A 24,257-nucleotide genomic window follows, 5' to 3' on the forward strand; every position below is an offset into this window, starting at 1 on the left:
CTCATGCGACCGGCGCCGAGGAGGCGCCGGCCGGGCCGGGCGCCATGATCGCGTCGGACGAGTAATCGCTGAAGTCGAACGGATTCTGCTGCGGGTTGAACGCCCCCTGGAACGATCCCGTCGCGGTGTCGCGGATCATGCCCGTGATGCCCAGCTGCTGGGTCCACACCGACGAGACGGTGTCGAAGGCACCACGACCGGTGGCAGGTACCTGCGCCCAGTCGTCGAGGCCCTTACCGCTGAAGAGCTTGGAAGAGATGTCCGCGAAGGCGTCGGTGAACGACGACGTCCGGAACCCGGCGAGGTCGCGCATAACGGTCGACGCCGAGCGTCCGCCGCCGAACAGCCGGCCGAAGTCGTCTCCGAAGGAGCTGCCCACCTGAGCCCAGGAGCCGGGCCCGAAGCCCTTGATGAACTTCGCGGCTGGACCGACGAGCGGGATGACGCCGATGATGGCGAAGGTCAGCTCGAGCCCGTCGCCGTCGCCGACGCCGAACTTGGCGATCGCGACGACGAGGCTGAGCACGGCGACGATCGCCGCGAGTGCGCCGATGATCGGTCCGCCGATGACGATGGCGAGGACGGCGAGGATGATGCCCGCGACCGCGAGGACGTTTCCGACGAACTCCAGAAGACCGCGGAGGTCGTCCATCGTGGAGTCCTCGATGGCGTCGCTCGTGTCCTCCTCGATGTTGCGCGAGGCGGTCGTGAACGCCGTGTGCCAGGTGTCCCACTGCTCGTCGTACTGCGCGGCCGTGGCGTTCCACTGGTCGAGCGAATCGCTCGCGGCGTTCGCGGCGTCGCGGGCGTCGCCCTCGGCGCGCTCGAACGCGGAAACCTCCGACGGCTCGGCGTCGTCGCCCGGCTCGCGGGGAACCGCCGACGATGCCGCGGCTGCCTGCTGACTGCGCTGGTAGTACTCCGTCCACAGGCGGTCGAGCTCGGCCACGAGCGGTCGCATGGCGCTCTGGGCCGCGTCGAGGGCTTCACCGTAGGTGCGGATGTGCGGGCCGACCGCGCTGTAGAGCTCCGCGGCCTCACCGAGGTCGCTGCCCACCTTCTCCGCGAGCTCTCGCAGCTTGTCGATCGACTGGCCCTCCATCGACGCGCCGTCGTCGACGAGCCGCTGGATCAGAGACCACGAGTTCGCCATGTCCGAACCGAGATCCGTGATCTGCTGACCGCGGGTGCGCACCTCGTCGGGCTCACCCTCGACGACCTCGATGGGGTGGTTACCGGGCGAATACGGCATGTGCGGGCCGACATTCATGCTCATCGTCTTCAGTCCTCGCTCTCGAACTTCGTCGCCATGTCGGCATCGAAGTCCTGGAAACCGGTGATGACCGTCTCCAGGTGGTCTGCGACCGCCTGGCAGTTCTCGGTCAGCTGCTTGCGCCGGTCGTCCCAGCGCCGCTCGAACTCGCTCGCGGCATCGCGCAGCGCGGATTCTCCGTACGGACTCCCCACCGCGTGCTCGAGATCACGACGCCGCGCGCCCGCGGACTCGAATTCGCTGATGATGTTGTTCAGCTCGGTCCGCAGCGGCTCCAGCTCGCTGTAGTTGACCTTGACCCCGTTACCCATGATTCCCCTCCCCCGGATTCGACCTGATCATGATCGAGGCGTGGCGGATGCCGTATCCGCCACGCCTCGCGTCGGCGTCAGCTGCCGGCGAGCTGCTGGTCGAGGTCCTGGATCGCGCGCATCATGCCCAGCAGCGACTCGGACATGTCGTTGATGCCATCGACAGCGTTCTTCAGACCCGTCGTCAGCTCGGAGTACCCCTCACCGAACTTGCCCGACGCGTGCTGCGTCTTGAAGTCCTCACCCAGCAACGTGTCGACCTGCGACTTCAGGGTGTCCAGCTGCCCCTGAATGTCATCACGCGCCTGCGACAGCGAGCTCGCAACCTGCTCCATCTCGCCATAAGACGCACCGAAATCAGCCATGACGGCCCTCCCAAGAATTCGCTTCCCGACCCCCCTCCGGAGCCGACACTGAAGAACTTACTGAACCCTGAGGTCTAGGGCGATGGGGAGAACTCCCCATCTCGGAATCTGCTACGCAATCGCTCTCCGTCAGAACGACGGCCGGGGCGAACACAGACGGGTGCCGCGGGCCTCGGAGGCCCGCTCAGTCTGCGGGCGGCGGGGAAGAGGGCAGCCGCGGCTCACCATCGGCGATGCCGAAGAAAATCGGGTCGGAGGGCGCCTCCTGCTTTGGGACCGGCCAATCCGGAATCGGATCGTCGCCATACATCATCCGATCCAATTCCTCGATGTCGCCGGGCTGGCAGGGCGAGGTCGCGGTCAGCACCACGTTGCCGTTGTCGATCAACGTCACCGTCAACAGCGAGTAAACCCCTGCTTGCGCACGATCACATCACCCGACGACACCGTCCCAGACGCGAGATCCATACCCTCGACCTCGAAACCTGCCTCGACCAGATGCTGAGACACCGCCTCCCGTTTGCCCAGGATCTCCGCCGGATCGATGCTCACCGTCCGGGTCAGATCGAACTTCCACCCGTCGCCGCACCCGACTCCCGACGGCAGCATCCCGTACGTCCCCACCTCCCAGGGCCCGTCGTGGACCGCCGCAAGCACTCCGTTCGTCGTCTCCCGGAAATCCAGATACAGGCTCTCCGCCCGCTCGAACAGTTCCTCACCTGTCGGTTCTGCCACCGTCGCCCCACATCCCGTCAGAACGGTGACCGCGAACGCGGCCGCCGTCGCACCGAACAGACTTCTCCGCATGCTCACCGCCGCTCCTCACCGATGCGTAGGGTGCGGCGCGATCGCGCCACGATGGTGCCGAGGAGCACGACCTGCGCCACGGCGAGCGCGAACCACAGCCGCAGCTGCGCTTCCGAGTGGCCCGCGCGGCACGCCCTCGCCCCGACCACATCCCGCTCAGCGAATGGTCTCGGTGACGGTGTCGGTCGACACGGGCTCCGCCGGGCTCGCCGCGGCAGGAACAGATGCCGCGACGGTCTCGGACTCCACGAGAGGCATCTGCACCGTGACGGCGCGACCGGCCTGCACGAAGATGCCGCGGCCCTCGGGGAAGTCGCTGCGCTTGACCTTCGGGAACGGCACCTTGAACACGGCGTCGCCGTCAAAGGCATCCGGTTTGAGGATGATGCCCTTGCGGCCGCCCTTGAAGTCGCCCACGAGGCCGAATCCGCTGGTCACCTGAGTGACGTCGGCGTCGCCGATGAGCAGGTGGTCGCTGCGGTTGACCGCCTGGAACAGAGCCTTCAGCGGACGCTCGGCCGGCGAGTCGGCGAACTGCGGCACATCCTCGACGACGATGAGGATGCGGCGCCCCAGCGTCTCGTCCGTGACGAGCTCGGCGAGCTCGGTCGCGAGCTCCTTCGCGTCGTCGGGCGTCGTGGCGCTGCGCACCCACGGCGCGAACTCACGCAGCTGCGACCGGCGCCCGCCGAAGTGGAACAGCGTCACCTCGGGGTCGAGGCGCGTCATCGAGGTGATGAGGGCCTTCATCGCGGTCGTCTTGCCGGCCATCGGCGGGCCCGCAACCACGAAGGTCCCCACCGGGTCGAACTCGCGCGCGGCCAGGGTGTCTTCGGCCACACCGAGCACGGGGAACTCACCGATCCGGTCGGGAAGGTCCGCGGGCGCGAGACGTGTGGGCAGCGAGCCGATCTCGGCGACCTCGCGCACGCCGCGCAAGCGCAGCTCGTCGGCGAGCTGACCGAGCAGCTTGGTCTGCTCGGCGACGTTGGGCGTCCCGCCGAGGACGGCGATCTGCGTCTCGAAGCCGTCGACGATGGCGCGTCCGGGCGCAGAACGCTCGTCGAGCACGTCCTTCGGCGCGTTCAGCAGCGCGTAGGCGTTCTCGTCCGAGAGGCGCAGGACGACCCTGCGCGAGATGTTCGAGCTGACCGCCGTGGGCACCGAGCCCGAGCGGTCGGCGGTCGCCACGACGTGGACGCCCAGCGGGCGACCCTCGCCGAGGATCCGCATGAACGCCTGGTAGAACGGCATCCGCGCCGTGGTGGACTCCCACTCGGCCCGGAACTGCGGCAACCCGTCGAGCAGCAGCACGATGCGCGCCTCGTCGCGGCCGGTCAGCTCGCGGTACTCCCCGATCGTCGAGGCATTGGCGGCGCTGAAGCGCTTGCCGCGGTCGTCGAGCACCTTCCCGAGCGAGCGCATGATGCGCTGCACGCGCTCGGCGTCATCGCCGGGGATCACCGAGCCGACGTGCGGCAGGACCTCGAGGCTCTTGAGCGACCCCGACCCGAAGTCGAGGCCGTAGACCTCGATGTTCTCGGCGCGACGACCGGTCGTGGCCGCCGCGATGGCGATGGTGCGCAGAACGGTCGACTTGCCCGAGCCGCTCGTGCCGTACACGAGCAACGAACCGTCGCGGTCGGGCTCGAAGTAGACCGCCTCCTGCAGCTGTCGCTCGGGGATGTCGCTCTTGCCGATGAGGATGGCGCCGGCCCGGCCGGACGGCAGCGACCGGATGTCGACGGTGGTCTCGAGGTCGTCGAGCCAGGGCCGACGGGGCTCGGGGATGCGCGCCTGGTTCGCCGCCGCGACGAGGGTCGCCACGATGCGCTTCTGGTCGTTCGGCCCCGGATCGACCTCGGCGGCCGGATCCTCGGGCTGCTCGTCGACCTCCCACCGCTGCACCGATCCGAACCGCAGCTCGGCCACGCTCACGTCCGCGGCCACGACCTCGTCGCTGCTCCAGCCACCGGCGTACGCCGACTGGAAGGGGACCAGACGACCCGGGCCGGTCTTCGCGATACCGCGGCCGGGGATGCTGGGGTCGAACCGTGCCGCCACGGGATCGTCGACGACATCCTTCGAGTCCGACTCGTCGGCCATGCGGAGCGCGACGCGAAGGTTCGTGTTGGCGCGCAGGTTGTCTTTGATGACGCCCGCGGGACGCTGCGTCGCCATGATGAGGTGGATGCCGAGCGAGCGACCGCGCTGGGCGATGTCGACGACGCCGTCGACGAACTCCGGCACCTCGCCGGCGAGCGCCGCGAACTCGTCGATGACGAGGACGAGGGCGGGCGGCGTCTCGGGGTCGCGCCGCTTCTCGAGCTCGAGCAGGTCCTTCGCCTTCTTGCGGTTGAAGAGGTGCTCGCGGTGGTGCAGCTCGGCCCGCAGGCTCGTCAGCGCGCGGCGCACGAGGTGCGGGCTGAGGTCGGTCACGAGACCGACGGTGTGCGGCAGCTCGACGCAGTCGGCGAAGGCCGAACCGCCCTTGTAGTCGACGAAGAGGAACGTCACGCGGTCGGGGCTGTGGGCGGCGGCCATACCGAGCACCCACGCCTGCAGGAACTCCGACTTGCCGGCACCCGTCGTGCCGCCGACGAGGGCGTGCGGCCCCTGGGTCCGCAGGTCGAGCGTCATGGCGTCGGTCGCGCCCTGGCCCACGATCGCGCGCAGGTTGCCGGCCTTCTTCAGGCGCGGCAGCGCACCCCCGCTGCGGTCGAGGATCGTGTTGTTCTCGCGCCAGCGCTCGATCGCGAACGACGGGTCGGTCGCGAGCTCCGCGCCCACGAGCGAGAGGAACATGACGGAGTTCGGGATGTCGGACGAGTCCTCGATGATCGTGCTGGCGTCCGCGACGGGTGCGAGCCGCTTCGACAGCACGGTCATGAGCTCGTTCGACACGCCCTCGACTTCGGTCGTGGGGTACTCGACACCGCTGCGGACGGTGCCCACCCGCGCGCGGTCGAGACCGTCGGTGACGTCGACGAACGTGCGGCAGACCGCCGGCAGCGCGTCGACGACGGGAGCGACGAAGATGCCGTAGACGCCGACGTCCGCACCGCGCTCGAGCACCTGGGTCAGGCGCGCACGGTCGACGGGGGCATCGGAGGTGACGATGACGAGCACCGCGGTCTGTCCGGGGAAGGTCGCCTCTTCGGCGGCACGACGGACGTCGGTGCCGTAACGCATCGGGTCCCAGTCGTCGTCGAAGGGAAGCCGCGGGGCGGCTGCCGCCTTCGACCGGCGCATGACGAGCTCTTCGAGGCCCGACAGCATCGCGGCACCCGTGGACGCGGAGTCCGACAGCGGCATCTCGCGAAACGGGCTGCGCTCGCTCGAGGTGTGCGGCAGCCACTTGAGCCACTCGAGCTCCTTGGCCCACTCCGGCTCGGTGAGGGCGACGGCGGCGAGGTCGTTCGGCGAGTGCAAGCCGAACAGCTGCACGGCCAGACCGCGCAGCGCATCCGCGGCCTCGCGCGCACCACCGGCGACGCCGATGACCCCGACGCTCTGCAGCGACTCGAGCACGGGGACGCCGTCGATCATCCGGTACCGGTCGCGCAGGCGGTCGACGCGCTCGACGTACTCCTGCAGCGCGTCCGGGTTCTCGGCGCGCTTGACGCTCGTGCGCGAGGGCGCTTCCGCCGTCCCCATCCGCACCGCGAGGAAGTTCCAGTGCTCCGGGCGCCGCGTCCACAGCATCGGGCCGAGCTGCATCGCCTGCTCGAACACGACGGCCACCGGCGGCACCTCGGCGTTACGCACCTCGCGCTCGCGCGGGCGCAGCCGGTACAGCTTCTCTTCGAGCTCCTCGAAGGTGCGCTCGAAGATCTCGGCTTCCTTGCGCTGGCGCTGACCCAGCTGCGTGCGCTGCGAGATGAAGTTGCCGAGCAGCATCATCGGGGTCATGAACACGATGAGCAGCGTGCGGGGCTGGTTGGTCATCGAGAACAGGGCGATGCCGAGAATGAGCGGGGCGATGAGCATCGGCCAGGGGAAGAGCCGTGAGACCGGGTCTTTCGGCATCCGCGGCTCGTCGAGCTCTTCGCCGACGTAGCGCGCCTCGACGCGGGGGCTGCGGTTGAACAGCAGGCTGCCGCCGCGTTCGAGCACCGGGTCCTGCTCGACGGGCGCGAAGCTCTCGGCCATCGAGATGACGAGCTCGGTGTCACCGAGCTGGAAGCGCTGCCCGGGGATGACGCGCAGGCGCTGCACGAGCCCGCCGTCGATCACGATGCCGTTGGCGGAGTTGAGGTCGACGAGCTCGACCGACGCGCCGACCTCGATGCGGGCGTGACGCTTCGACACCAGACGGTCGTCGAGCACGATGTCGTTGCCCTGCGACCGCCCGATCGTGAAGTGCCCCTGCGGCAGCGAGAACTCGCGGCCGGCGAGCGGGCCGCCCACGACGTGCAGCAGCGCGGCGACCGGACCGCCGGCACCCCGGCTCGAGACGTAATCGGCGCCGAGGTTCGTGACCGAGGCGACGAAGCCCGATCCGACCGGCGCATCGCCCACCAGCATGTGCGGGTCGAGCATCACGAAGTCGGGCGAGGTCGGCGGCGCGACGGTGAGCGTCAGCACGTCGTGCGGGCCGGCGGCGACCTCGCGCCGCGGGTCGCTGTCGACGATGCGGCGGGCGACGTCCTGCACGGTGGCGGTCGAGTCCGACGTGACGACGATGTCGGTGCCGGTGTGGTCACGGCGCTGGAGGGTCAGCTTGAGTCTCAACGAGGGCTCCTGTCAGCGGGTGTGCCGGCGTCAGCGGATGGCGACGACCGCGTGGCGGTCGCCGAAGCGGATGGTGTCGCCGTCGTGGACCTCGACGGGGCGCCCCGGCTCGAGCGCCTGCTCCGCGCCGCCGCGGACGAGGATGCTGCCGTTGGTCGAGCCGCGTTCGAGGGCGACGACGCGCCCGTCCTGCCGCAGCAGCGCCCAGTGCGTTTTCGAGATCGAGCGGGTCGGATCGACGACCGGCACCGGCAGCACGTCGACGTCGTCGGGGCCTGTGGCCGGGGCACGGCCGAGCACGACGCCGCCGCCCGAGATGGCGATGACGTCGCCCGAGTCGAGCGTGAGCGCGACGGCAGCCGATCCCGCCGCCGACGAAGAGACCGGCACGGATGCCGCGGGCTGCGGCGCCGCCGCTGCCGGGGCCGCCGCTGCCGGGGCAGACGGCGCGGGCTGTGCCGCCGCGGGCTGCGCGGGGGCGGCCTGTGCGGGGGCGGGATCTTCGAGCAGCGGCGGCGGCGACCACGCGGCGGCGCCGGCAGCCGGAGCGACGATCGCTCCCGGGGCGACGGCCGCGGGCGCGGGCACGCCGGCCGGCAGCGGCGGCTCCACCGCGGGAGCGGGCTGCGGTGCGGCGAAGGGCGCCGGAGCGACCATCGTCGGGATGCCGGAGCGAGGCTCGTCGTCGGCGGCATCCGTTTCGCCGATGACGACGTTGCCGGGGGTCGAGCGGACCGCTCCGAGGACGCCGCCCTTGTTGCGCGCGAGCGGTACGTAGGCGCTGGCCTCCGTCGAGGCGACCGGGGTCGCGAGCGACGGCAGCTCGGTCTTCACGTCGAGCAGGTCGGTCGCGACCGTCTTGCGCGCGATGCGCATGCGCTTCTCGTCGTAGGGATTCAGTCCGCGACGGGCGTCGACGAGCCACGTCGCGGCGGCGAGATCGGGCCAGCTGCGTCCTCGGCGGGCGGGGTCGAACAGCGGTGAGAGGGCTATCACGAGGAGCGGGCCGATGATCGGCAGCAGCGTGCTCGCACACATCACCAGGTAACGCACGACGGCGCCCCGCCAGAAACCGGGGCGCTCGAGGGTACGGACGTTCACCGCGCGCAGACCCGTGAGGGCCTTGCCGAGGGTGACGCCGCGCCGCCCGAGCAGGATGAGCTGCACGAGGATGAAGGCCGTCGACAGCACCGAGCTCACGGCTCCCAGGACGATCAGCAAGACGAGGTCGTCGCGGGCGGCGAGAGCCGCGACCGGATCGGCATCGAGCGCGACGCCCGTGACCGCGGGCAGCACCACGAGGAGCATCGGCAGCTGCACGAGCAGCAGGACGAGCGCCTCGAGGACGGTCGCGAGCACGCGCCGACCGTACGGTGCGCGGATCAGACCGAGCGAAGCCGCATACTCCGGCCGTGGTCGCCCGGCACCGTCGAGGCCCTCGATCGTCCGAGCGCGCTCATCGATCTCCCAGATCACTCGTTCCTCCCCGAACCGGCTTATCCCCGAAGCGACCCTATCGCTCGCGGCCGGCGCCTCGGGACACGCGCGATCTCAGTGGAAGAAGTGACGCTCGCCGGTGAAGAACATCGTGACCCCGGCGGCCTGCGCCGCGTCGATGACCTCCTGGTCGCGCACCGACCCACCGGGCTGGATGATCGTCTTGATCCCCGCGTCGATGAGCACCTGCGGACCGTCCGCGAACGGGAAGAACGCGTCGGATGCCGCAACCGAACCGGCTGCGCGGTCCCCCGCGCGCTCGACCGCGAGGCGGCACGAGTCGACACGGTTGACCTGGCCCATGCCGATACCCACCGTGGCGGAACCCTGCGCGAGCACGATCGCGTTCGACTTGACGGCGCGGCACGACTTCCAGGCGAAGATCATGCCCTCGAGCTCGGAGGGATCGGGACGCTCGCCCGAGACCAGCTGCCAGTTGGTGGCGACCGACTCGATGTCGTCGGGGAACCGGTCGGCGTCCTGCAGCAGGAGTCCGCCCGAGACGAGGCGGACGTCCATGCGCTCCTGTCGCCAGTCGGCGGGCAGGCGCAGAACGCGCAGGTTCTTCTTCAGCTTGAACACTTCGAGCGCCTCGGGCTCGAAGTCGGGGGCGACGATCACCTCGGTGAAGATGTCGCGCAGGTTCTCGGCCATCTTGAGCGTCACCGTGCGGTTCGCGGCGATGACGCCGCCGAACGCCGACACCGGGTCGCACTCGTGCGCCCGCAGATGCGCCGATGCGATCGGGTCGAGCGCCTGCGGAGCCGTCACGGCGATGCCGCAGGGGTTCGCGTGCTTGATGATCGCGACGGCGGGCTTGACCATGTCGAAGGCTGCGCGCAGGGCGGCGTCGGCGTCGACGTAGTTGTTGTACGACATCTCCTTGCCCTGGAGCTGCTCGGCCTGAGCGATGCCGTGGCCGCCCGCGCGCGTGTAGATCGCGGCGCGCTGGTGCGAGTTCTCGCCGTAGCGCAGGGTCGCCAGCCGCTCGGCGCGGATGGTCAGGTGCTGCGGCAGCTCGTCGCCCTCGAGCGTCGACTCGGCGAACCACGTCGCGACGGCGCGGTCGTACTCGGCGGTGTGCGCGAAGGCGCGGGCCGCGAGGTCGCGGCGCTGAGCGAGCGTCGTGCCGCCGGCCTGCACCGCCTCGATGATCGCCGGGTAGGACGACGGCGAGACCACGATCGCGACGTTGGCGAAGTTCTTCGCCGACGCCCGCACCATCGCGGGGCCGCCGATGTCGATCTGCTCGACGACGTCGTCGCCGGTCGCGCCCGAGGCCACGGTCTCGACGAAGGGGTACAGGTTCACCACGACGAGGTCGAACGCCGCGATCCCGAGGTCGCCGAGCTGGTTCTCGTGGCTCTCGAGGCGGAGGTCGGCCAGCAGGCCGGCGTGCACCGCGGGGTGCAGCGTCTTGACGCGACCGTCGAGCGACTCCGGGAAGCCGGTGACCTCCGAGACGTCGGTGACGGCGAGGCCCGCCTCGCGCAGCAGCGCGGCCGAGCCGCCGGTCGAGACGATCTCGACGCCGGCGCCGGCCAGCGCCTGAGCGAGCGGCAGCAGATCGGTCTTGTCGCTCACCGAGATCAGTGCGCGGCGCACGCCCACGAGGTCGCGTGAACGGTAGAGGGCGGGGTCGTGGCTCGGTCCGGCCATGTCGGTTCTCCTGGTGCGGGTGTGGGCCTGCGGTGCGGGTCAGGCGGTGGCAGCGGGTGGGTTCGAGGAAGCGGGAGCGGCGAGGTCGAGCTCGCCCTCGGCGATGCGCCGGACGACGTCGATCAGTAGACGTCGCTCGACGGGCTTGATGCGGTCGTGCAGCGACGTCTCGTCGTCGCCGGGCAGGACCGGCACGCGCTCCTGCGCGAGGATCGGCCCCGTGTCGACGCCGTCGTCGACGACGATCACGCTCGCGCCGGTCTGCTCCGCGCCGGCCGCGAGCGCGTCACGGACACCGTGCGCGCCCGGGAACTCGGGCAGGTAGGCGGGGTGGGTGTTGATGATGCGCGGCGCGAAAGCCGCGACGACGGCGGCCGGCAGCAGACGCATCAGCCCACTCAGGACGATGAGGTCGGGCCGCCACGCCGTCAGCTGACGCGCGAGCTCGTCGCCCCACTCCTCCCGCGTCGCGTACTCGCGGTACGGCACGGCGAAGGTCGGGATGTTGTAGGCGTCGGCGTGGGCGAGTCCGTCCGCGGGACGGTCGGCGCCGACCACGACGATGCGGGCCGGGAAGCCGGGTTCGGCCGCGGCGTCCAGCAGCGCTCGCAGATTGGAGCCGCCACCGGAGATGAGGACCGCGACCGTCAGCACCGTCTTACTCTACCCACGGCGCGTCGGCGTCCCGAGCCCCAGCGCGCTCGCGGTCGCGGTCGTCCGCGTCGCTGCCACGCGCCGCCCCCGCTGCGCGCGGACCGAGCAGCGCGATGGCGGCTCCGAGGCCGATCTCGAGGGCGAAAGCGAGGCCGACGGCCCCGGGAGCCGGCCCCACCTGCGTCAGGCGGTCGGGACCCAACGCGCCGGAGGCGAGCGCCGAGAGCACAGCCGCGACGAGCCCGCTCGCCACGACGAGGCCGCCGAGAGCGGCCAGCCGCGGCCCGACCGGCTCGACGGCGGAACGCGACGGCGGCGCGGGCAGGCGGCGCCGCGCCGCGAGCCCCGCGATGAACCCCACGGCGACGAAGAGGAGGGCCAGCAGCAGAGCGAAGGAGGGCGTCGAGGGCGGGATCGCGGCGAGCACCGGGATGCTCGGGATGACGCCGAGCTGCGTCCCGGATGCCGCGACGGTCGACCCCGCGCCGACGACGAACCCCGGCCCGGCGGCGAAGGCCGCGCCCCAGACGATCAGGGTGGGCAGGTAGGCCAGCTGCGCGATCGTGAACGCCGTCGCGCCGAGCGCGTCGACGTTGGCCGCCTGGAAGAGCGAGATGATCGCGCCGCCGCGGGCGAGCACCGCCACGCCCACCAGCAGCGCGCCGACGGCGGCGAACCCGAGGGCGCTGATGGCGAGGGCGCGACCGGCTGCCGACACCGCGGCGGCGTATCCGCTGCGGTCGAGGCGGACGAAGAGCGAATCGACCGGCCCGTCGTCGCCGTCGCGCCATGCCCGCACGAGCGAGCCGACGAGCGCGGGCACCGCGAAGACGAGCGTCGGGAAGAGCACCGCCTGCCACGGCGTCACCGACGCGATCGGGGTGGCGGCTGTCGTCGCGAGCACGGTCGACAGCGCGGCGACCGTCCCGGCCCCGACGACGACGCCCGTGAACCCGGCTCCCGCCGCAGCGGCCCGGCCACCGGAGCGGGCGGCGAACATCGCGATGAGGCCCGCCACGGCGAGCGGTGCCAGCGAGAGCGGCATCGTGACGGCGTCGGGCGCGATGCCCGTGGCCACCGTGTACTCCTGCGGCAGCGTGATCTCGAGCGGCACCAGGTTGCCGAGCTGCCAGAGGCGCACCGCGGCGGGCCAGAGCGCGGACCAGTCCGCCCCCGCGCCGAACGCGACGGCCCACAGCACGGTGAGCGGAGCGAGCGCCGCGACAACGCCGACGGCCACCGCGACGAGGGCGTCGACGGCGGAGAGGAGGGCGACAAGCAGGCGATTCATGCCTGATCGACCCTACCCAGCGAGCCTGTGCGTGTCGGACCGGACGCGCGCGGAGCGCTACCGTCTTCTCGGAGGATTTTGTGAACACTACGCAGCAGCGCGCGCCGCAGGGTGCCATCGACCGTTACTTCGACATCAGCCGTCGCGGCTCGACCATCGGCACCGAGGTGCGGGGCGGCCTCGTCACGTTCGTGACGATGGCCTACATCGTCATCCTCAACCCGATCATCCTGTCGGGCAAGCCCGACGTGGACGGCACGACCCTCGGATTCGCCGCGGTGAGCGCGGCGACGGCGCTGACCGCCGGTGTCATGACCATCCTGTTCGGCCTCATCACGCGGCTGCCGTTCGCCTTCGCCGCGGGACTGGGCATCAACGCCTTCGTCGCGTTCGGCGTCGTGGGCGAGGTCACGTGGGCCGAGGCGATGGCCCTCGTCATGATCAACGGCGTCATCATCGTGCTGCTGGCAGCCACCGGCCTGCGCAAGCTGATCTTCGACGCCGTGCCGGTGCAGCTCAAGCTCGCGATCACCGTCGCCATCGGCTTCTTCATCGCCTTCATCGGCTTCGTCAACTCCGGCTTCGTCACCTCGACGGGCCAGGCCTCTCCCCCGGTCGGGCTGGGTGTCGGCGGTTCGGTCGCCTCGGCGCCGACCCTCATGTTCGTCATCACCCTGCTGCTGACCGGCATCCTCGTCGCGCGCAAGGTCAAGGGCGGCATGCTCATCGGCATCGTCGCCGGCACCGTGCTGTCGGTCATCGTCGAGGCGATCTGGCACCTCGGCCCGGCGACCGACAACGCCGGCGGCTGGGGCCTGACGGTGCCCGCGCTCACGGGATCGCCCGTCAGCGTTCCTGACCTCAGCCTCATCGGCGCCGTCGACTTCGGCTTCGACCTCGGCAAGGTCAGCATCGTCACCCTCGTCATGCTCGTCTTCACGCTGGTGTTCTCGAACTTCTTCGACGCCATGGGCACGATGACGGGCCTCGCGAAAGAGGCTAACCTCGCCGACGAGAAGGGCGACTTCCCGCGCATCAAGTCGGCGCTGATCGTCGAGGGCGTCGGCGCGATCGCGGGCGGCGCGACCAGCTCGTCGTCGGCCACGGTGTTCGTCGAATCGGGCTCGGGCATCGGCGAGGGCGCGCGCACGGGCCTCGCCAACGTCGTGACCGGTGTCGTGTTCCTCCTGGCGATGTTCTTCACCCCGCTGACGTCGATCGTCCCCACCGAGGTCGCCGCCGCGGCGCTCGTCATCGTCGGCGCGATGATGCTGTCGCAGATCGCGCACATCGACCTGACCGACTTCCGCGTGCTGCTGCCGGTCTTCCTCACGGCGACCGTCATGCCGCTGACCTACTCGATCGCCAACGGCATCGGTGCGGGCTTCATCGCCTGGGTGCTCGTGAACGCGCTGTCGGGCCGCGCGAAGCAGATCAGCCCGCTGCTGTGGGTCGTCGCGGCGGGCTTCGTGGTGTTCTTCGCCCGCGGACCCCTCGAGGCGATGCTGGGCGTCTGACGCCACGGACCCAGCGCCGGGTACAGCGAAGGGGCGGATGCCGCAGCATCCGCCCCTTCGTCGTGTCCGGGAAGCGTCAGAGCTTCTCGATGATCTCCCGCATGAGCGCGGCGGTCTCGGACGGCGTCTTGCCGACCTTGACGCCGGCGGCCTCGAGGGCCTCCTTCTTCGCCTGCGCGGTTCCCGCGGAGCCCGAGACGATGGCGCCCGCGTGGCCCATCGTCTTGCCCTCGGGCGCGGTGAAGCCCGCGACGTAGCCGACGACCGGCTTGGTGACGTGCTCCTTGATGTACTCGGCCGCACGCTCTTCGGCGTCGCCGCCGATCTCGCCGATCATGACGATGGCCTTCGTCTCGGGGTCGGCCTCGAACGCCGCAAGGGCGTCGATGTGCGTCGTTCCGATGACCGGGTCGCCGCCGATGCCGATGGCGGTCGAGAAGCCCAGGTCGCGCAGCTCGAACATCATCTGGTAGGTCAGGGTGCCCGACTTCGACACGAGACCGATCGGTCCCTTGCCGGTGATGTTCGCGGGCGTGATGCCGGCGAGCGCCTCACCGGGCGTGATGATGCCGGGGCAGTTCGGCCCGATGATGCGGGTCTTGTTGCCCTTCGACTTCGCGTAGGCCCACGCCTCGGCCGACTCGCCGACGGGCACGCCCTCGGTGATGACGACGAGCAGGGGGATCTCGGCGTCGATGGCCTCGACCATGGCGTCCTTGGTGAACGCGGGCGGCACGAAGGCGACCGACACGTCGGCGCCGGTCTTCTCGATCGCCTCGGCGACCGAGCCGAAGACGGGCAGCTCGACGGCGTTGCCGGCGGCATCCGTGTGCGAGACGGTCGTGCCGGCCTTGCGCGCGTTGACGCCGCCGACGATGTTGGTGCCCGCCTTGAGCATCAGCGCGGTGTGCTTGGTGCCCTCACCGCCCGTGATGCCCTGGACGATGACCTTGGAGTCCTTGTTGAGGTAGATAGACATGTCGTTGGTCCTTTTCGCGTCCGGGGCTCAGGCGTTGGCCAGCTCGGCGGCCTTGTCGGCGCCCTCGTCCATGCCAGCGGCGAGCGTGACGAGCGGGTGGTTCGCGTCGGCGAGGATCGCGCGGCCCTCGTCGACCTGGTTGCCGTCGAGACGCACGACGAGCGGCTTGGTGGCCGAGTCGCCGAGGATCTCGAGAGCCTTGACGATGCCCTCGGCCACGGCGACGCACGAGGTGATGCCGCCGAAGACGTTGACGAAGACGCTCTTGACCTGCTCGTCGCCGAGGATGACGTCGAGACCCGAGGCCATGACCTGCGCGTTCGCGCCGCCGCCGATGTCGAGGAAGTTGGCGGGCTTGACGCCGCCGTGCTTCTCGCCGGCGTAGGCGACGACGTCGAGCGTCGACATGACGAGGCCCGCGCCGTTGCCGATGACGCCGACCTGGCCGTCGAGCTTGACGTAGTTCAGACCGGACGCCTTGGCCTTGGCCTCGAGCGGGTCGGCGGCGCCCTTGTCCTCGAGCTCCTCGTGCTCGGGGTGGCGCACCTCGCTGGCGTTCTCGTCGAGCGAGACCTTGCCGTCGAGGGCGACGATGTCGCCGGCGCCGGTGCGGACGAGGGGGTTCACCTCGACGAGGGTCGCGCCCTCGCCGGTGTAGACGGCGTAGAGCTTGACGAACACGTCCGAGACCTTCTCGACGAGGTCGTCGGGGAAGTTCGCGGCGCGGGCGATCTCGACGGCCTTGGCCTTGTCGATGCCCTGCAGCGGGTCGACCTCGACGCGTGCGAGCGCCTCGGGGCGCTCGACGGCGAGCTCTTCGATCTCCATGCCGCCCTCGACCGAGCACAGGCTCAGGTACGAGCGGTTGGCGCGGTCGAGCAGCACCGAGAAGTAGAACTCCTCGGCGATGTCGGCGCCCTGGGCGACCATCACGCGCTGGACGACGTGGCCCTTGATGTCGAGGCCCAGGATGGCCTCGGCTGCGGCGTACGCCTCGTCGGGGGTCTTGGCGACCTTGACGCCGCCGGCCTTGCCGCGACCTCCGGTCTTGACCTGAGCCTTGACGACCACGACGCCGCCGATCTTCTCGGCCGCCGCCTTCGCCTCCTCAGGGGTGTCGGCGATGATGCCGGCGAGCACCGGCACCTCGTACTTCTCGAACAGGTCTCGGGCCTGGTACTCGTAAAGATCCACTGCAATCCTTCGCTGGGCGACGGTGGGTGAGGGGCGGGAACAATCTCGATGTCGAGATATCGCCCGATCGGAAAGCCTACTACCCGTGCCTGACGGCCCCGTGCCCGGATCCCGCCGAATGGAGGGGCCGGAATCAGATCCAGCCGCGCTCGCGCGCCATGATCGCCGCCTGCTGTCGCGTCGCGAGGCCGAGCTTGCCGAGCACGGACGAGACGTGGTTGCGCACGGTCCCCGCCGACAGGTGCAGGGATGCCGCGATCTCGGCGATCGTCTCGCCGCGGGCGCCGGCGCGCAGCACGTCGAGCTCGCGGTCGGTGAGGGGGCTGCGCTCGTCGCTCAGGGCGTCGGCGGCGATCTCGGGGTCGACGTAGCGCCGTCCAGCCGCGACCTCGCGGATGACGGCGGCGACGTCGTCGGCCCGCCGCGACTTCGGAACGAACCCGTCCACCCCGGCGCTCAGCGCCCGGCGCAGCACCCCGGGTCGGGCGTGCCGCGTGACGACGACGCACCGCGACGGCACGCGCTGCCGGATGCGGGCGGCCGCCTCGACCCCGTCGATGCCCGGCATCTCGAGGTCGAGCAGGCAGACGTCCGGGCGCAGCGCGAGGGCCTGTTCCACGGCGCTCTCGCCGTCGCGGCACTCGGCGATGACGTCGAGGTCCTCTTCGAGGCGCAGCAGCGCGGCGAGGGCCGAGCGGATCATGTCCTCGTCGTCGGCGATCAGCACCCGGATCATCGCGGCATCCCCTCACTCGGCGCCTCGGGGCGGAAGAAGGTGTCGCGTTCGCCGGGAACCTCCGGCGTGAACCCGGCAGATGCGCCGCCTTCGCGCCCCGGAGCCGCGGGAACCGTCACCACCACGGTGAAGCGGTCGGGGTCGCGATGGGTCTTCAGGTCGCCGCCGACCACGCCGACGCGGTGGGCGATGCCTTCGAGGCCGGCGCCGGAGCCGAGCGTCGACTCCGCACCCCGATCGTTGGCGACGCTCATCCGCCAGAACGCGCCGTCCCGCGCCAGGCTCAGCTCGGCCCAGGTGCCGCCGCCGTGCTTGAGCACGTTCGTCGTGCATTCGCGCACGACGGGACCGAGGATGTCGGCGGGCGCCAGCACCGCGTCGGCGGCGACGTCCGATCGCACGCGCAGTCCCGCGGCGCGCAGCAGGTCGACAGCGTTCGCGAGCTCGTCGGGCAGGGGCACGCCGCGGAACCGCCCGGCGAGCTCGCGCGTGCCGGTGCGCGCCGCGTCGACGGACGCGCGAGCGAGGCGGATCTGCTCGGCCGCGGCATCCGGGTCACGCGGGAGCATCCGCTCGGCGAGCTCGAGCTGCAGCGCGATGACCTGCAGGTGATGACCCTGCAGGTCGTGCAGCTCGCCGGCGAGGCGCAGGCGCTCCTGCGTCGCGGCGAGACGCGACTCGATGGCGCGGGCGCGGTTGAGCTCGAGCACGACGTCCCACGACCACAGCGACAGCGCGATGGCGCCGGGCAGCGCGATGCCGAAGGTCGCGAGCGCGAACCCCATCGACCCGGCTCCCGGCACGGCCGCGTCGAGCCGCGCGCGTTCGGCGAACCAGAGCACGACCAGGGCGATCTCGACGAGCACGACGCCCCGCCACCGGATGCCGGGGCCCCAGCGCACGAGGCACAGCACGGTCGCCAGCACCGACGCGCCGAAGAGGAACGACAGCGTCGTGACACCGACCACGACCGCCCCGACGATCCCGAGTGCCACGGGCCACGATGCGAAGCGGCGCAGGCGAGGCACCCGGTCGGCGTCGCTGACGTCGCCGTCCCGCCGGTAGCGCGCCAGCAGGACGATCGTCGCGGCGAGCACGACGGCGGCGCCCACCGCGTAGCCCACGGTGAGAAGCGGTGCACCGAGGCGCCGCGTCGCCACGAGCACCCACAGACCCCACACGGCCAGAGCGGATGCCGTGAAGAACACGATCGAGACGGCGATGTACCACGAGGTGGCCACGACCTCGCGGGCGAGCGCGGCGGGGCTGGCCACCGACGGGCTGCGGGACGCGTGGCTGTTCACGCCGCCAGAGTACGACCATGACGTTTGTCATGCTCCGCTCCGCGGAAGCTCCCGTGCACGGGTGACGTCGCGACACTGCCGCGGGCGGAGCACCGGCGCTGGGATGGAGTCATGTCCAACCCGTTCTCCGACCTCGTCCTCGGCTTCCAAGACCTCGTCACGCAGATGCCCGATCTCCTCCGCCCCGTGATCGTCGCCCTCGCCGGCGCCGTCCCCTTCATCGAGGGCGAGGGCGCCGCCGCGATCGGCATCGTCGGCGGCATCCATCCGGCCGTCGCGGCCGTGGCCGGCGCGATCGGCAACTTCCTGTGCGTCGCGGTCGTGGTGCTGGTGGCCTCGCGCGTGCGCACCGCCGTCACCACGCGGGGCGGCGCCGCCGAGAAGCCGAAGGCCGCGCGCAACGAGAAGTTCCAGAAGGCCTACCACCGGTACGGCACGCCGGGCGTCAGCCTGCTCGGACCGCTGCTGCTGCCGACGCAGTTCACGGCGGCGGCGCTGACGGCGACCGGGGTGCCGCCGCGTCGCGTGCTCGCGTGGCAGGGGGCGGCGATCATCCTGTGGACCACGCTGATCACGCTGTTCATCACGGGTGTGCTCTACATCGCCCTCTGAGCGCAACCCCCCTGTCGTATTCGGCGGCCGGCATGCCACGGGATGCAGGATGGGTGCATGAGCGCGCTCGAGTCCCGCCCGTGGCTGTCGGCCTATGCCGAGGGTGTCCCCGCCGAGATCGACGAGGTGACCCAGACCCTGCCCGAGATGATCGCCGCGAGCGTGGCCGAGCACGGTCCGCGCGTGGCTCTCGAGTTCTTCGGCGCCACGACGACCTACCGCGAGCTGGGCGAGAGCATCGACCGCGCCGCCGAAGGGCTGCGCCGGATCGGTGTGACCGCCGGCGACCGCGTCGCGATCGTGCTGCCCAACTGCCCGCAGCACGTCGTCGCGTTCTACGCCGCGCTGCGGCTGGGCGCGATCGTCGTCGAGCACAACCCGCTCTACACGGCGCGCGAGCTGCGCCACCAGTTCGAGGACCACGGCGCCCGCTTCGCGATCGTCTGGGACAAGATCGTCGACACCATCGCCGACTTCCCCACCGATCTGCGGGTCGAGCGCATCATCAGCGTCGACGTCACCGAGGCGCTGCCGCGCGGCAAGCGGATGCTGCTGCGCCTGCCGATCGCGAAGGCCCGGGCCTCGCGGGCGCAGCTGACGGCGAAGCCCCGCACGAAGGACGCGCTGCCCTGGTCGAAGCTGCTCGATCGGCGCCGCATCTCCGACCGCGTCGCGGGCCCGACCCTCGACGACACCGCCCTGCTGCAGTACACCAGCGGCACGACGGGGCTCCCGAAGGGCGCCGTCCTGACCCATCGCAACCTGCGCGCCAATGCGATGCAGGGTCGGGCCTGGGTGCCGGGCCTGACGCCGGGCGACGAGACCTTCTACGGCGTGCTCCCCCTGTTCCACGCCTACGGCATGACGCTGTGCCTGACGTTCGCGATGAGCATGGGCGCCAAGCTCGTGTTGTTCCCGAAGTTCGACGTCGGCCTGCTGGCCGATGCCGCCCGTACGAGCCCGCCCACCTTCCTGCCGGCGGTGCCGCCGATCTACGATCAGCTGGCGCGCGCCGCGGCCCGAGGCACGATCGACCTCTCGCGCACCCGGTTCGCCATCTCGGGAGCGATGAGCCTGCCCGTGGCCACGGTGGCGCGGTGGGAGGAGGCGACCGGCGGCCTGCTCGTCGAGGGCTACGGGATGACCGAGTCCTCGCCCGTCGCGCTCGGCAACCCCATCGGCCCGTCGCGGCGCCCGGGCACGGTCGGCGTACCGTTCCCGAGCACCGAGATCCGCGTCGTCGACCCCGACGACCCCTCCGTCGACCGCGGACCCGGCGAGGAGGGCGAGCTGCTGCTGCGCGGCCCGCAGGTCTTCTCCGGCTACTGGCGGCGACCGACCGAGACGGCCGATGTCCTCCTGCCGGGCGGCTGGCTGCGCACGGGAGACATCGCGGTGGTCTCGCCCGACGGCTTCGTGACGATCGTCGACCGCCTGAAGGAGCTCATCATCACGGGCGGGTTCAACGTCTCCCCGAGCGAGGTCGAGGACACCCTGCACGCCCACCCGGATGTCGAGGGCGCCGCCGTCGTGGCCGCACCGCGCAGTTCGGGCGGCGAGGAGGTCGTCGCAGCCGTCGTGCTGCGCGAGGGCGCCGAGCTCGATGTCGAGGGGCTGCGCGACTTCTGCCGCACCCGCCTCGCCGCGTACAAGGTGCCCCGCCGGATCGTCGCGGTCGACGAGCTGCCGCGCTCGCTCATCGGCAAGGTGCTGCGCCGTCAGGTGCGCGAGCAGCTGCTCGCCGACTGAGCGCCCGGGTCAGCCCAGGCGCCGCAGCCCCGTCGCGGCGGGTCCTTCGATGCGCGTGCCGTCGGGGGCGAACCGCGAGGCGTGCAGCGGGCAGTCCCACGTGCACTCGAGGTCGTTCCACTCGAGCACCCCGCCCAGGTGCGGGCAGACGGCGCTGACGGCGCGCGTCTTGCCACCCACCGTCGACACTCCCGCGGGCAGCCCGTGGCTGCGAGCCACGATGCCCGAGCCTTCCGCCGGACGCGGCACCGGTGTCGAGCGGGTGAGGGCCTCCGCCCAGCCGCGTGCCGCGACGGCGCCGATCTTCGCGTTCTCCGCGACGCCGCGCGCGAGGTCGGCCGGAACGGTGAGGCGCGTCCCGATGACCGTCATCCAGGTCGGCTTCTCGCGCATCTTCTCGCCGCGCAGCTCGCTGGCGATGCGCAGCGCGGCGGCGGGCGCGTTGGTGAGTCCCCACTTGGCGTAGCCGGTCGCGAAGCGCACACGGCCGAGGGAGCGCGGCATCGCCCCGATGAAGGGCACGAGGTTGTGCGAGGTGTAGTCCTGCGCCGACCACCGGTGGGTCTCGGCGCCGACGGGGAACGTCTCCCGGGCCCAGGCGGCGAGCTCGTCGAGCATCGCCCGCTCGCTGTCGGCCCGTCCGACGGGATGCCCCGCTCCCCCGACGATCAGCTGCGGCCGTCCGGTCGGGCCGTCCGCCGGGCCGACGGTGCGCAGCGAGCGGGTCGGGCTGTCGGCCGAAAGGTACATGCCGCCCGGCATCTCGCCCTCGAGCTCGAACGACACGCACGCGGAACGCATGCCGCTGACCTTCGCGAACGAGAGGCCGCGGTCGAGGATCGGGGTGCCGGTCGCGAGCACCACCCGGTCGGCGAACAGGGGGCCGGCGTCGGTGTCGACCCGGGGTCGGGGCAGCACGCGCACGCGGGTCACGGCGGTGTGCGGGTGCAGGCGCCCGCCGGCCGCGACGAACGCCGCCGCGAGTGCCGTCAACAGGCTCATCGGGTCGATCGCGCGCTGACGGTCGAGCGCGACGGCGCTCACCATGCGGACGGGACCCGAGGCGAGCTCGTCGGCGTCGGCCAGCCGCACCTCGAGCCCCGCCTCACGGGCCGCCCGGTACTCCTCGGTCACCGCGGCCACGCCTTCCGCACCGGCGGCGTGCGTGTACGCGGTGCGCTCGGTCGTCGGGACGCCGAGCTCGTCGGCGGCGCGCGTGACCCACTCGAACCCGTCGCGATTGGCCTCGACGTAGGCGCGCACGAGGGACTCCGGGTGGTGGCGCCGCAGCGACGAGAGCGTCGTGCCCTGCAGCAGGGAGATCTTGCCGGTGTTCGACCCCGAGGCGAGCTCGCCGACGGCGCCGCGCTCGACGACGGCGACATCCATGCCGGATCGGACCAGCTCGAGGGCCGTGGCCAGACCGGTGAGTCCGGCGCCCACGATGACGACGTCGTGCCGCCGCCCCGCTTCGAGCGGGGCGGCGGTGACGGCGGGCGGGGCGGTCTTCCAGAGCGGCGTCATGCATCGCAGTCAACGCCTCGCCCGGCGGCCCGACAACGACTTGACACTAGGCTCGGTGCCCATGACCGACGCTTCCCGCACCGCCGGAGACGCGGTCGTCGCCGCCGCGGTCGAGCTGTTCGCCCAAAAGGGGTACGACCAGACCTCGGTCGATGACATCGCCCGTGCGGCGGGCCTGTCGCGATCGACCTTCTTCCGGCAGTACGGCGGCAAGGACGACGTGGTGTTCGCCGACCATGAGGTCGTGCTCGGCACGCTGCGCGCGGTGTTCGACGCACCCCACGACAGTCCCTGGCGCGCCGTGTGCGCGGCGGCCCTCGCGGCGTTCGACCATTTCGCGGGCGACCTCGACCTGGCCCGCCGGCGGTACCACGTCGTGCGCGGCATCCCGGCCCTGCGCGACCGCGAGATCGTGACGGTGTTCCGCTACGAGCGCCTCTTCGCCGACCACCTGCGCGAACGCTCACCCGGGCTCGACCCCGTCGACGCCGTCGCGTTCGGGGCCGCCGTGACCGCGGTGCACAACCACGTGCTGCGCCGGCTGATCCGCGACGAGCCGGGCGTCTCGCGAGCGACGCTCGCCCGCGCGCTCGACGACCTTTTGCACCGGTTCGGCGTGCACCCCGACGGCGAGGCTCCCGCCGCGGACGACCTCGTCGTCGCGGTCTTCCCCCGCCGGATGCCGCTCGCCGAGGTCACCCGCCGGCTCCGCTCCGACCTACCCTGACGGCCATCACGGGACCGTGACACCGGGTGTCATATCGGGTGATACTGGATGTCATGAGCACTGATGCCCACCGCGATGATCTCCTGCCCGGCGAGAGCGTGACGTCCTATGACGTCACCGGCCGTCGCGACACCGACTACTACGGCATCTTCGCCGACATCCCCGCCGCCGATCGCGCCGCGTGGGATCGTGCCCGCGCGTTCGTCGACGAGGTCGGCACCCGGATGCAGCACGCCTGGGACACCGCGACCTACCCGGTCGATCTGGTGCGACGAATGGGCGAGCTCGACCTCTACGTCGACGGCGTCGAGCACGCTGCACTGACGCGCATCTCACCGCTCGGCGCGGGACTGGTGAACATGGAGATCTCGCGCGGCGACGGTTCGCTCGGCACGATCCTCGCGGTGCAGGGCGGCCTCTCGGTGCGCACGCTCGCGCTGTACGGCTCACCGGCGCAGCAGGAGCGCTGGCTGCGGCCCCTCGCGACCGGCGAGGTGCTCGGCAGCTTCGCCCTCACCGAGCCCGACCACGGATCCGACTCGGTCTCGCTCGAGACCGTCGCCCGGCGCGAGGGCGACGAGTGGGTACTGCGCGGCACCAAGAAGTGGATCGGCAACGGCGCCTCGGGCGGCATCGCGTTCGTGTGGGCGCGCGTCGACGACGAGGGCGACGAACTGCACGGCGCCGTGCGCTGCTTCCTCGTCGAGCAGGACCGACCGGGGTACACCGGCACCGTGATCACGGGCAAGGCGTCGCTGCGCGGCATCCATCAGGCCCACATCGCCCTGCGGGATGTCCGCCTGCCGCTCGACGCCGTGCTCGAGGGCACCCGGTCGTTCCGCGACGCCTCGACCGTTCTCTACGCCACGCGATCCGGAGTGGCGTGGTCGGCGCTCGGTCACGCCACCGCCTGCTACGAGGCTGCGCTGCAGTACGCGATGCAGCGGGTGCAGTTCGGCCGCCCGCTGGCACGCTCGCAGATGGTGCAGGAGCGGCTGGCCCAGATGCTCGACGAGCTCACCGCGATGCAGCTGTACTGCCGCCGCCTCGCCGAGCTCGAGACCTCCGGCGGCCTGCGCCCGACGCAGGCCTCGCTCGCGAAGTACCACAACACCCGGGCTGCGCGCCGGATCGCGCAGACCGCGCGCGACCTGCTCGGCGGCAACGGCATCCTGCTCGAGAACGGGGTCATGCAGCACATGGCCGATATCGAGGCGATCCACACCTACGAGGGCACCGAGAGCGTGCAGGCGCTGCTGCTCGGCCGCGACATCACCGGCGTCGGCGCCTTCACCTGAGCCGCTGGGGGCGTCGGGCCGTTCGC

General features: G+C 71.3%; 20 protein-coding genes. 5 read left to right on the forward strand and 15 right to left on the reverse strand.

From position 1 onward, the window contains the following. Position 1: 1 nt before the first annotated feature. The 10 genes from JOF37_RS06075 to JOF37_RS06120 all read right to left on the reverse strand — a co-directional run bounded on the left by JOF37_RS06075 (position 2) and on the right by JOF37_RS06120 (position 12,591). Positions 2-1,276: a hypothetical protein gene (locus tag JOF37_RS06075; protein WP_210006032.1), complete on the reverse strand. Its 1,275-nt coding sequence runs from the start codon at positions 1,274-1,276 to the stop codon at positions 2-4. A 5-nt stretch (positions 1,277-1,281) separates the two neighbouring features. Continuing rightward, positions 1,282-1,584, reverse strand: coding sequence for a hypothetical protein (locus JOF37_RS06080; RefSeq protein WP_210006033.1), 303 nt, complete (start codon positions 1,582-1,584; stop codon positions 1,282-1,284). Between the two features lie 77 nt (positions 1,585-1,661). Further along, positions 1,662-1,949 (reverse strand): WXG100 family type VII secretion target, encoded by a 288-nt coding sequence (locus JOF37_RS06085; protein ID WP_210006026.1) that lies wholly within the window; start codon positions 1,947-1,949, stop codon positions 1,662-1,664. A gap of 184 nt (positions 1,950-2,133) precedes the next feature. Continuing rightward, entirely contained in the window at positions 2,134-2,343 is a 210-nt protein-coding gene (locus tag JOF37_RS06090) for a hypothetical protein (protein WP_210006034.1), read from the reverse strand. Between the two features lie 2 nt (positions 2,344-2,345). Then, entirely contained in the window at positions 2,346-2,762 is a 417-nt protein-coding gene (locus tag JOF37_RS06095; RefSeq protein WP_210006035.1) for a hypothetical protein, read from the reverse strand. A 150-nt stretch (positions 2,763-2,912) separates the two neighbouring features. Further along, entirely contained in the window at positions 2,913-7,490 is a 4,578-nt protein-coding gene (locus JOF37_RS06100) for a type VII secretion EssC family protein (protein WP_210006036.1), read from the reverse strand. A gap of 30 nt (positions 7,491-7,520) precedes the next feature. Continuing rightward, positions 7,521-8,966 (reverse strand): RDD family protein, encoded by a 1,446-nt coding sequence (locus JOF37_RS06105; RefSeq protein WP_210006037.1) that lies wholly within the window; start codon positions 8,964-8,966, stop codon positions 7,521-7,523. Between the two features lie 75 nt (positions 8,967-9,041). Next, positions 9,042-10,646, reverse strand: a complete 1,605-nt coding sequence (purH, locus tag JOF37_RS06110; protein ID WP_210006038.1) for a bifunctional phosphoribosylaminoimidazolecarboxamide formyltransferase/IMP cyclohydrolase — start codon at positions 10,644-10,646, stop codon at positions 9,042-9,044. Positions 10,647-10,685: 39 nt separating this feature from the next. Then, a complete protein-coding gene (gene purN, locus JOF37_RS06115; RefSeq protein ID WP_210006039.1) occupies positions 10,686-11,300 on the reverse strand; it encodes a phosphoribosylglycinamide formyltransferase in 615 nt (204 codons plus the stop codon). A gap of 4 nt (positions 11,301-11,304) precedes the next feature. After that, the gene (locus JOF37_RS06120; protein WP_210006040.1) at positions 11,305-12,591 is read right to left on the reverse strand and encodes a cell division protein PerM; all 1,287 of its coding nucleotides are present in this window, start codon (positions 12,589-12,591) and stop codon (positions 11,305-11,307) included. Positions 12,592-12,671: 80 nt separating this feature from the next. On the opposite strand from JOF37_RS06120, the gene JOF37_RS06125 reads away from it, so the two are divergent. Continuing rightward, complete coding sequence (locus JOF37_RS06125) at positions 12,672-14,108, forward strand: NCS2 family permease (protein WP_210006041.1); 1,437 nt, start codon at positions 12,672-12,674, stop codon at positions 14,106-14,108. Positions 14,109-14,184: 76 nt separating this feature from the next. Here the strand turns inward: JOF37_RS06125 and sucD are convergent, their stop codons facing one another. From sucD to JOF37_RS15760, 4 genes are all read right to left on the reverse strand, one after another. Then, entirely contained in the window at positions 14,185-15,087 is a 903-nt protein-coding gene (sucD, locus tag JOF37_RS06130; RefSeq protein WP_210006042.1) for a succinate--CoA ligase subunit alpha, read from the reverse strand. Positions 15,088-15,114: 27 nt separating this feature from the next. Next, positions 15,115-16,281, reverse strand: coding sequence for an ADP-forming succinate--CoA ligase subunit beta (gene sucC, locus JOF37_RS06135; protein WP_210006043.1), 1,167 nt, complete (start codon positions 16,279-16,281; stop codon positions 15,115-15,117). A gap of 133 nt (positions 16,282-16,414) precedes the next feature. Continuing rightward, positions 16,415-17,017: a response regulator transcription factor gene (locus JOF37_RS06140; RefSeq protein WP_210006044.1), complete on the reverse strand. Its 603-nt coding sequence runs from the start codon at positions 17,015-17,017 to the stop codon at positions 16,415-16,417. Next, positions 17,014-18,321 carry a sensor histidine kinase gene (locus JOF37_RS15760; RefSeq protein ID WP_271175003.1) on the reverse strand — a complete coding sequence of 436 codons (1,308 nt, stop codon included), beginning with the start codon at positions 18,319-18,321 and terminating at the stop codon, positions 17,014-17,016. Before JOF37_RS15760 ends, JOF37_RS06140 begins: the two co-directional genes overlap by 4 nt. A gap of 111 nt (positions 18,322-18,432) precedes the next feature. On the opposite strand from JOF37_RS15760, the gene JOF37_RS06150 reads away from it, so the two are divergent. Then, complete coding sequence (locus JOF37_RS06150; RefSeq protein WP_210006045.1) at positions 18,433-18,933, forward strand: small multidrug efflux protein; 501 nt, start codon at positions 18,433-18,435, stop codon at positions 18,931-18,933. Between the two features lie 57 nt (positions 18,934-18,990). After that, positions 18,991-20,682, forward strand: coding sequence for a long-chain-fatty-acid--CoA ligase (locus tag JOF37_RS06155; RefSeq protein WP_210006046.1), 1,692 nt, complete (start codon positions 18,991-18,993; stop codon positions 20,680-20,682). Between the two features lie 9 nt (positions 20,683-20,691). Here the strand turns inward: JOF37_RS06155 and JOF37_RS06160 are convergent, their stop codons facing one another. Then, positions 20,692-22,206: an FAD-dependent oxidoreductase gene (locus JOF37_RS06160; protein ID WP_210006047.1), complete on the reverse strand. Its 1,515-nt coding sequence runs from the start codon at positions 22,204-22,206 to the stop codon at positions 20,692-20,694. Positions 22,207-22,267: 61 nt separating this feature from the next. Here JOF37_RS06160 and JOF37_RS06165 point away from each other — a divergent pair, with 61 nt between their 5' ends. Further along, on the forward strand, positions 22,268-22,933 hold the full coding sequence (locus JOF37_RS06165; protein ID WP_210006048.1) for a TetR/AcrR family transcriptional regulator: 666 nt from the start codon (positions 22,268-22,270) through the stop codon (positions 22,931-22,933). Between the two features lie 53 nt (positions 22,934-22,986). Continuing rightward, a complete protein-coding gene (locus tag JOF37_RS06170) occupies positions 22,987-24,231 on the forward strand; it encodes an acyl-CoA dehydrogenase family protein (protein WP_210006049.1) in 1,245 nt (414 codons plus the stop codon). Positions 24,232-24,257 lie beyond the last annotated feature (26 nt).

Source organism: Microbacterium imperiale (genome assembly GCF_017876655.1).
GTDB classification, from domain to species: domain Bacteria; phylum Actinomycetota; class Actinomycetes; order Actinomycetales; family Microbacteriaceae; genus Microbacterium; species Microbacterium imperiale.

Bases quoted from the DNA above. Each gene is read 5' to 3' on its own strand.
- JOF37_RS06085 (WP_210006026.1), bottom strand. From the start codon at position 1,949: ATGGCTGATTTCGGTGCGTCTTATGGCGAGATGGAGCAGGTTGCGAGC.
- JOF37_RS06150 (WP_210006045.1), top strand. From the start codon at position 18,433: ATGTCCAACCCGTTCTCCGACCTCGTCCTCGGCTTCCAAGACCTCGTC.
- sucD (WP_210006042.1), bottom strand. From the start codon at position 15,087: ATGTCTATCTACCTCAACAAGGACTCCAAGGTCATCGTCCAGGGCATC.
- JOF37_RS06120 (WP_210006040.1), bottom strand. From the start codon at position 12,591: ATGAATCGCCTGCTTGTCGCCCTCCTCTCCGCCGTCGACGCCCTCGTC.
- JOF37_RS06160 (WP_210006047.1), bottom strand. From the start codon at position 22,206: ATGACGCCGCTCTGGAAGACCGCCCCGCCCGCCGTCACCGCCGCCCCG.
- purH (WP_210006038.1), bottom strand. From the start codon at position 10,646: ATGGCCGGACCGAGCCACGACCCCGCCCTCTACCGTTCACGCGACCTC.
- JOF37_RS06165 (WP_210006048.1), top strand. From the start codon at position 22,268: ATGACCGACGCTTCCCGCACCGCCGGAGACGCGGTCGTCGCCGCCGCG.
- JOF37_RS06080 (WP_210006033.1), bottom strand. From the start codon at position 1,584: ATGGGTAACGGGGTCAAGGTCAACTACAGCGAGCTGGAGCCGCTGCGG.
- JOF37_RS06170 (WP_210006049.1), top strand. From the start codon at position 22,987: ATGAGCACTGATGCCCACCGCGATGATCTCCTGCCCGGCGAGAGCGTG.
- JOF37_RS06155 (WP_210006046.1), top strand. From the start codon at position 18,991: ATGAGCGCGCTCGAGTCCCGCCCGTGGCTGTCGGCCTATGCCGAGGGT.
- JOF37_RS06140 (WP_210006044.1), bottom strand. From the start codon at position 17,017: ATGATCCGGGTGCTGATCGCCGACGACGAGGACATGATCCGCTCGGCC.
- JOF37_RS06075 (WP_210006032.1), bottom strand. From the start codon at position 1,276: ATGAGCATGAATGTCGGCCCGCACATGCCGTATTCGCCCGGTAACCAC.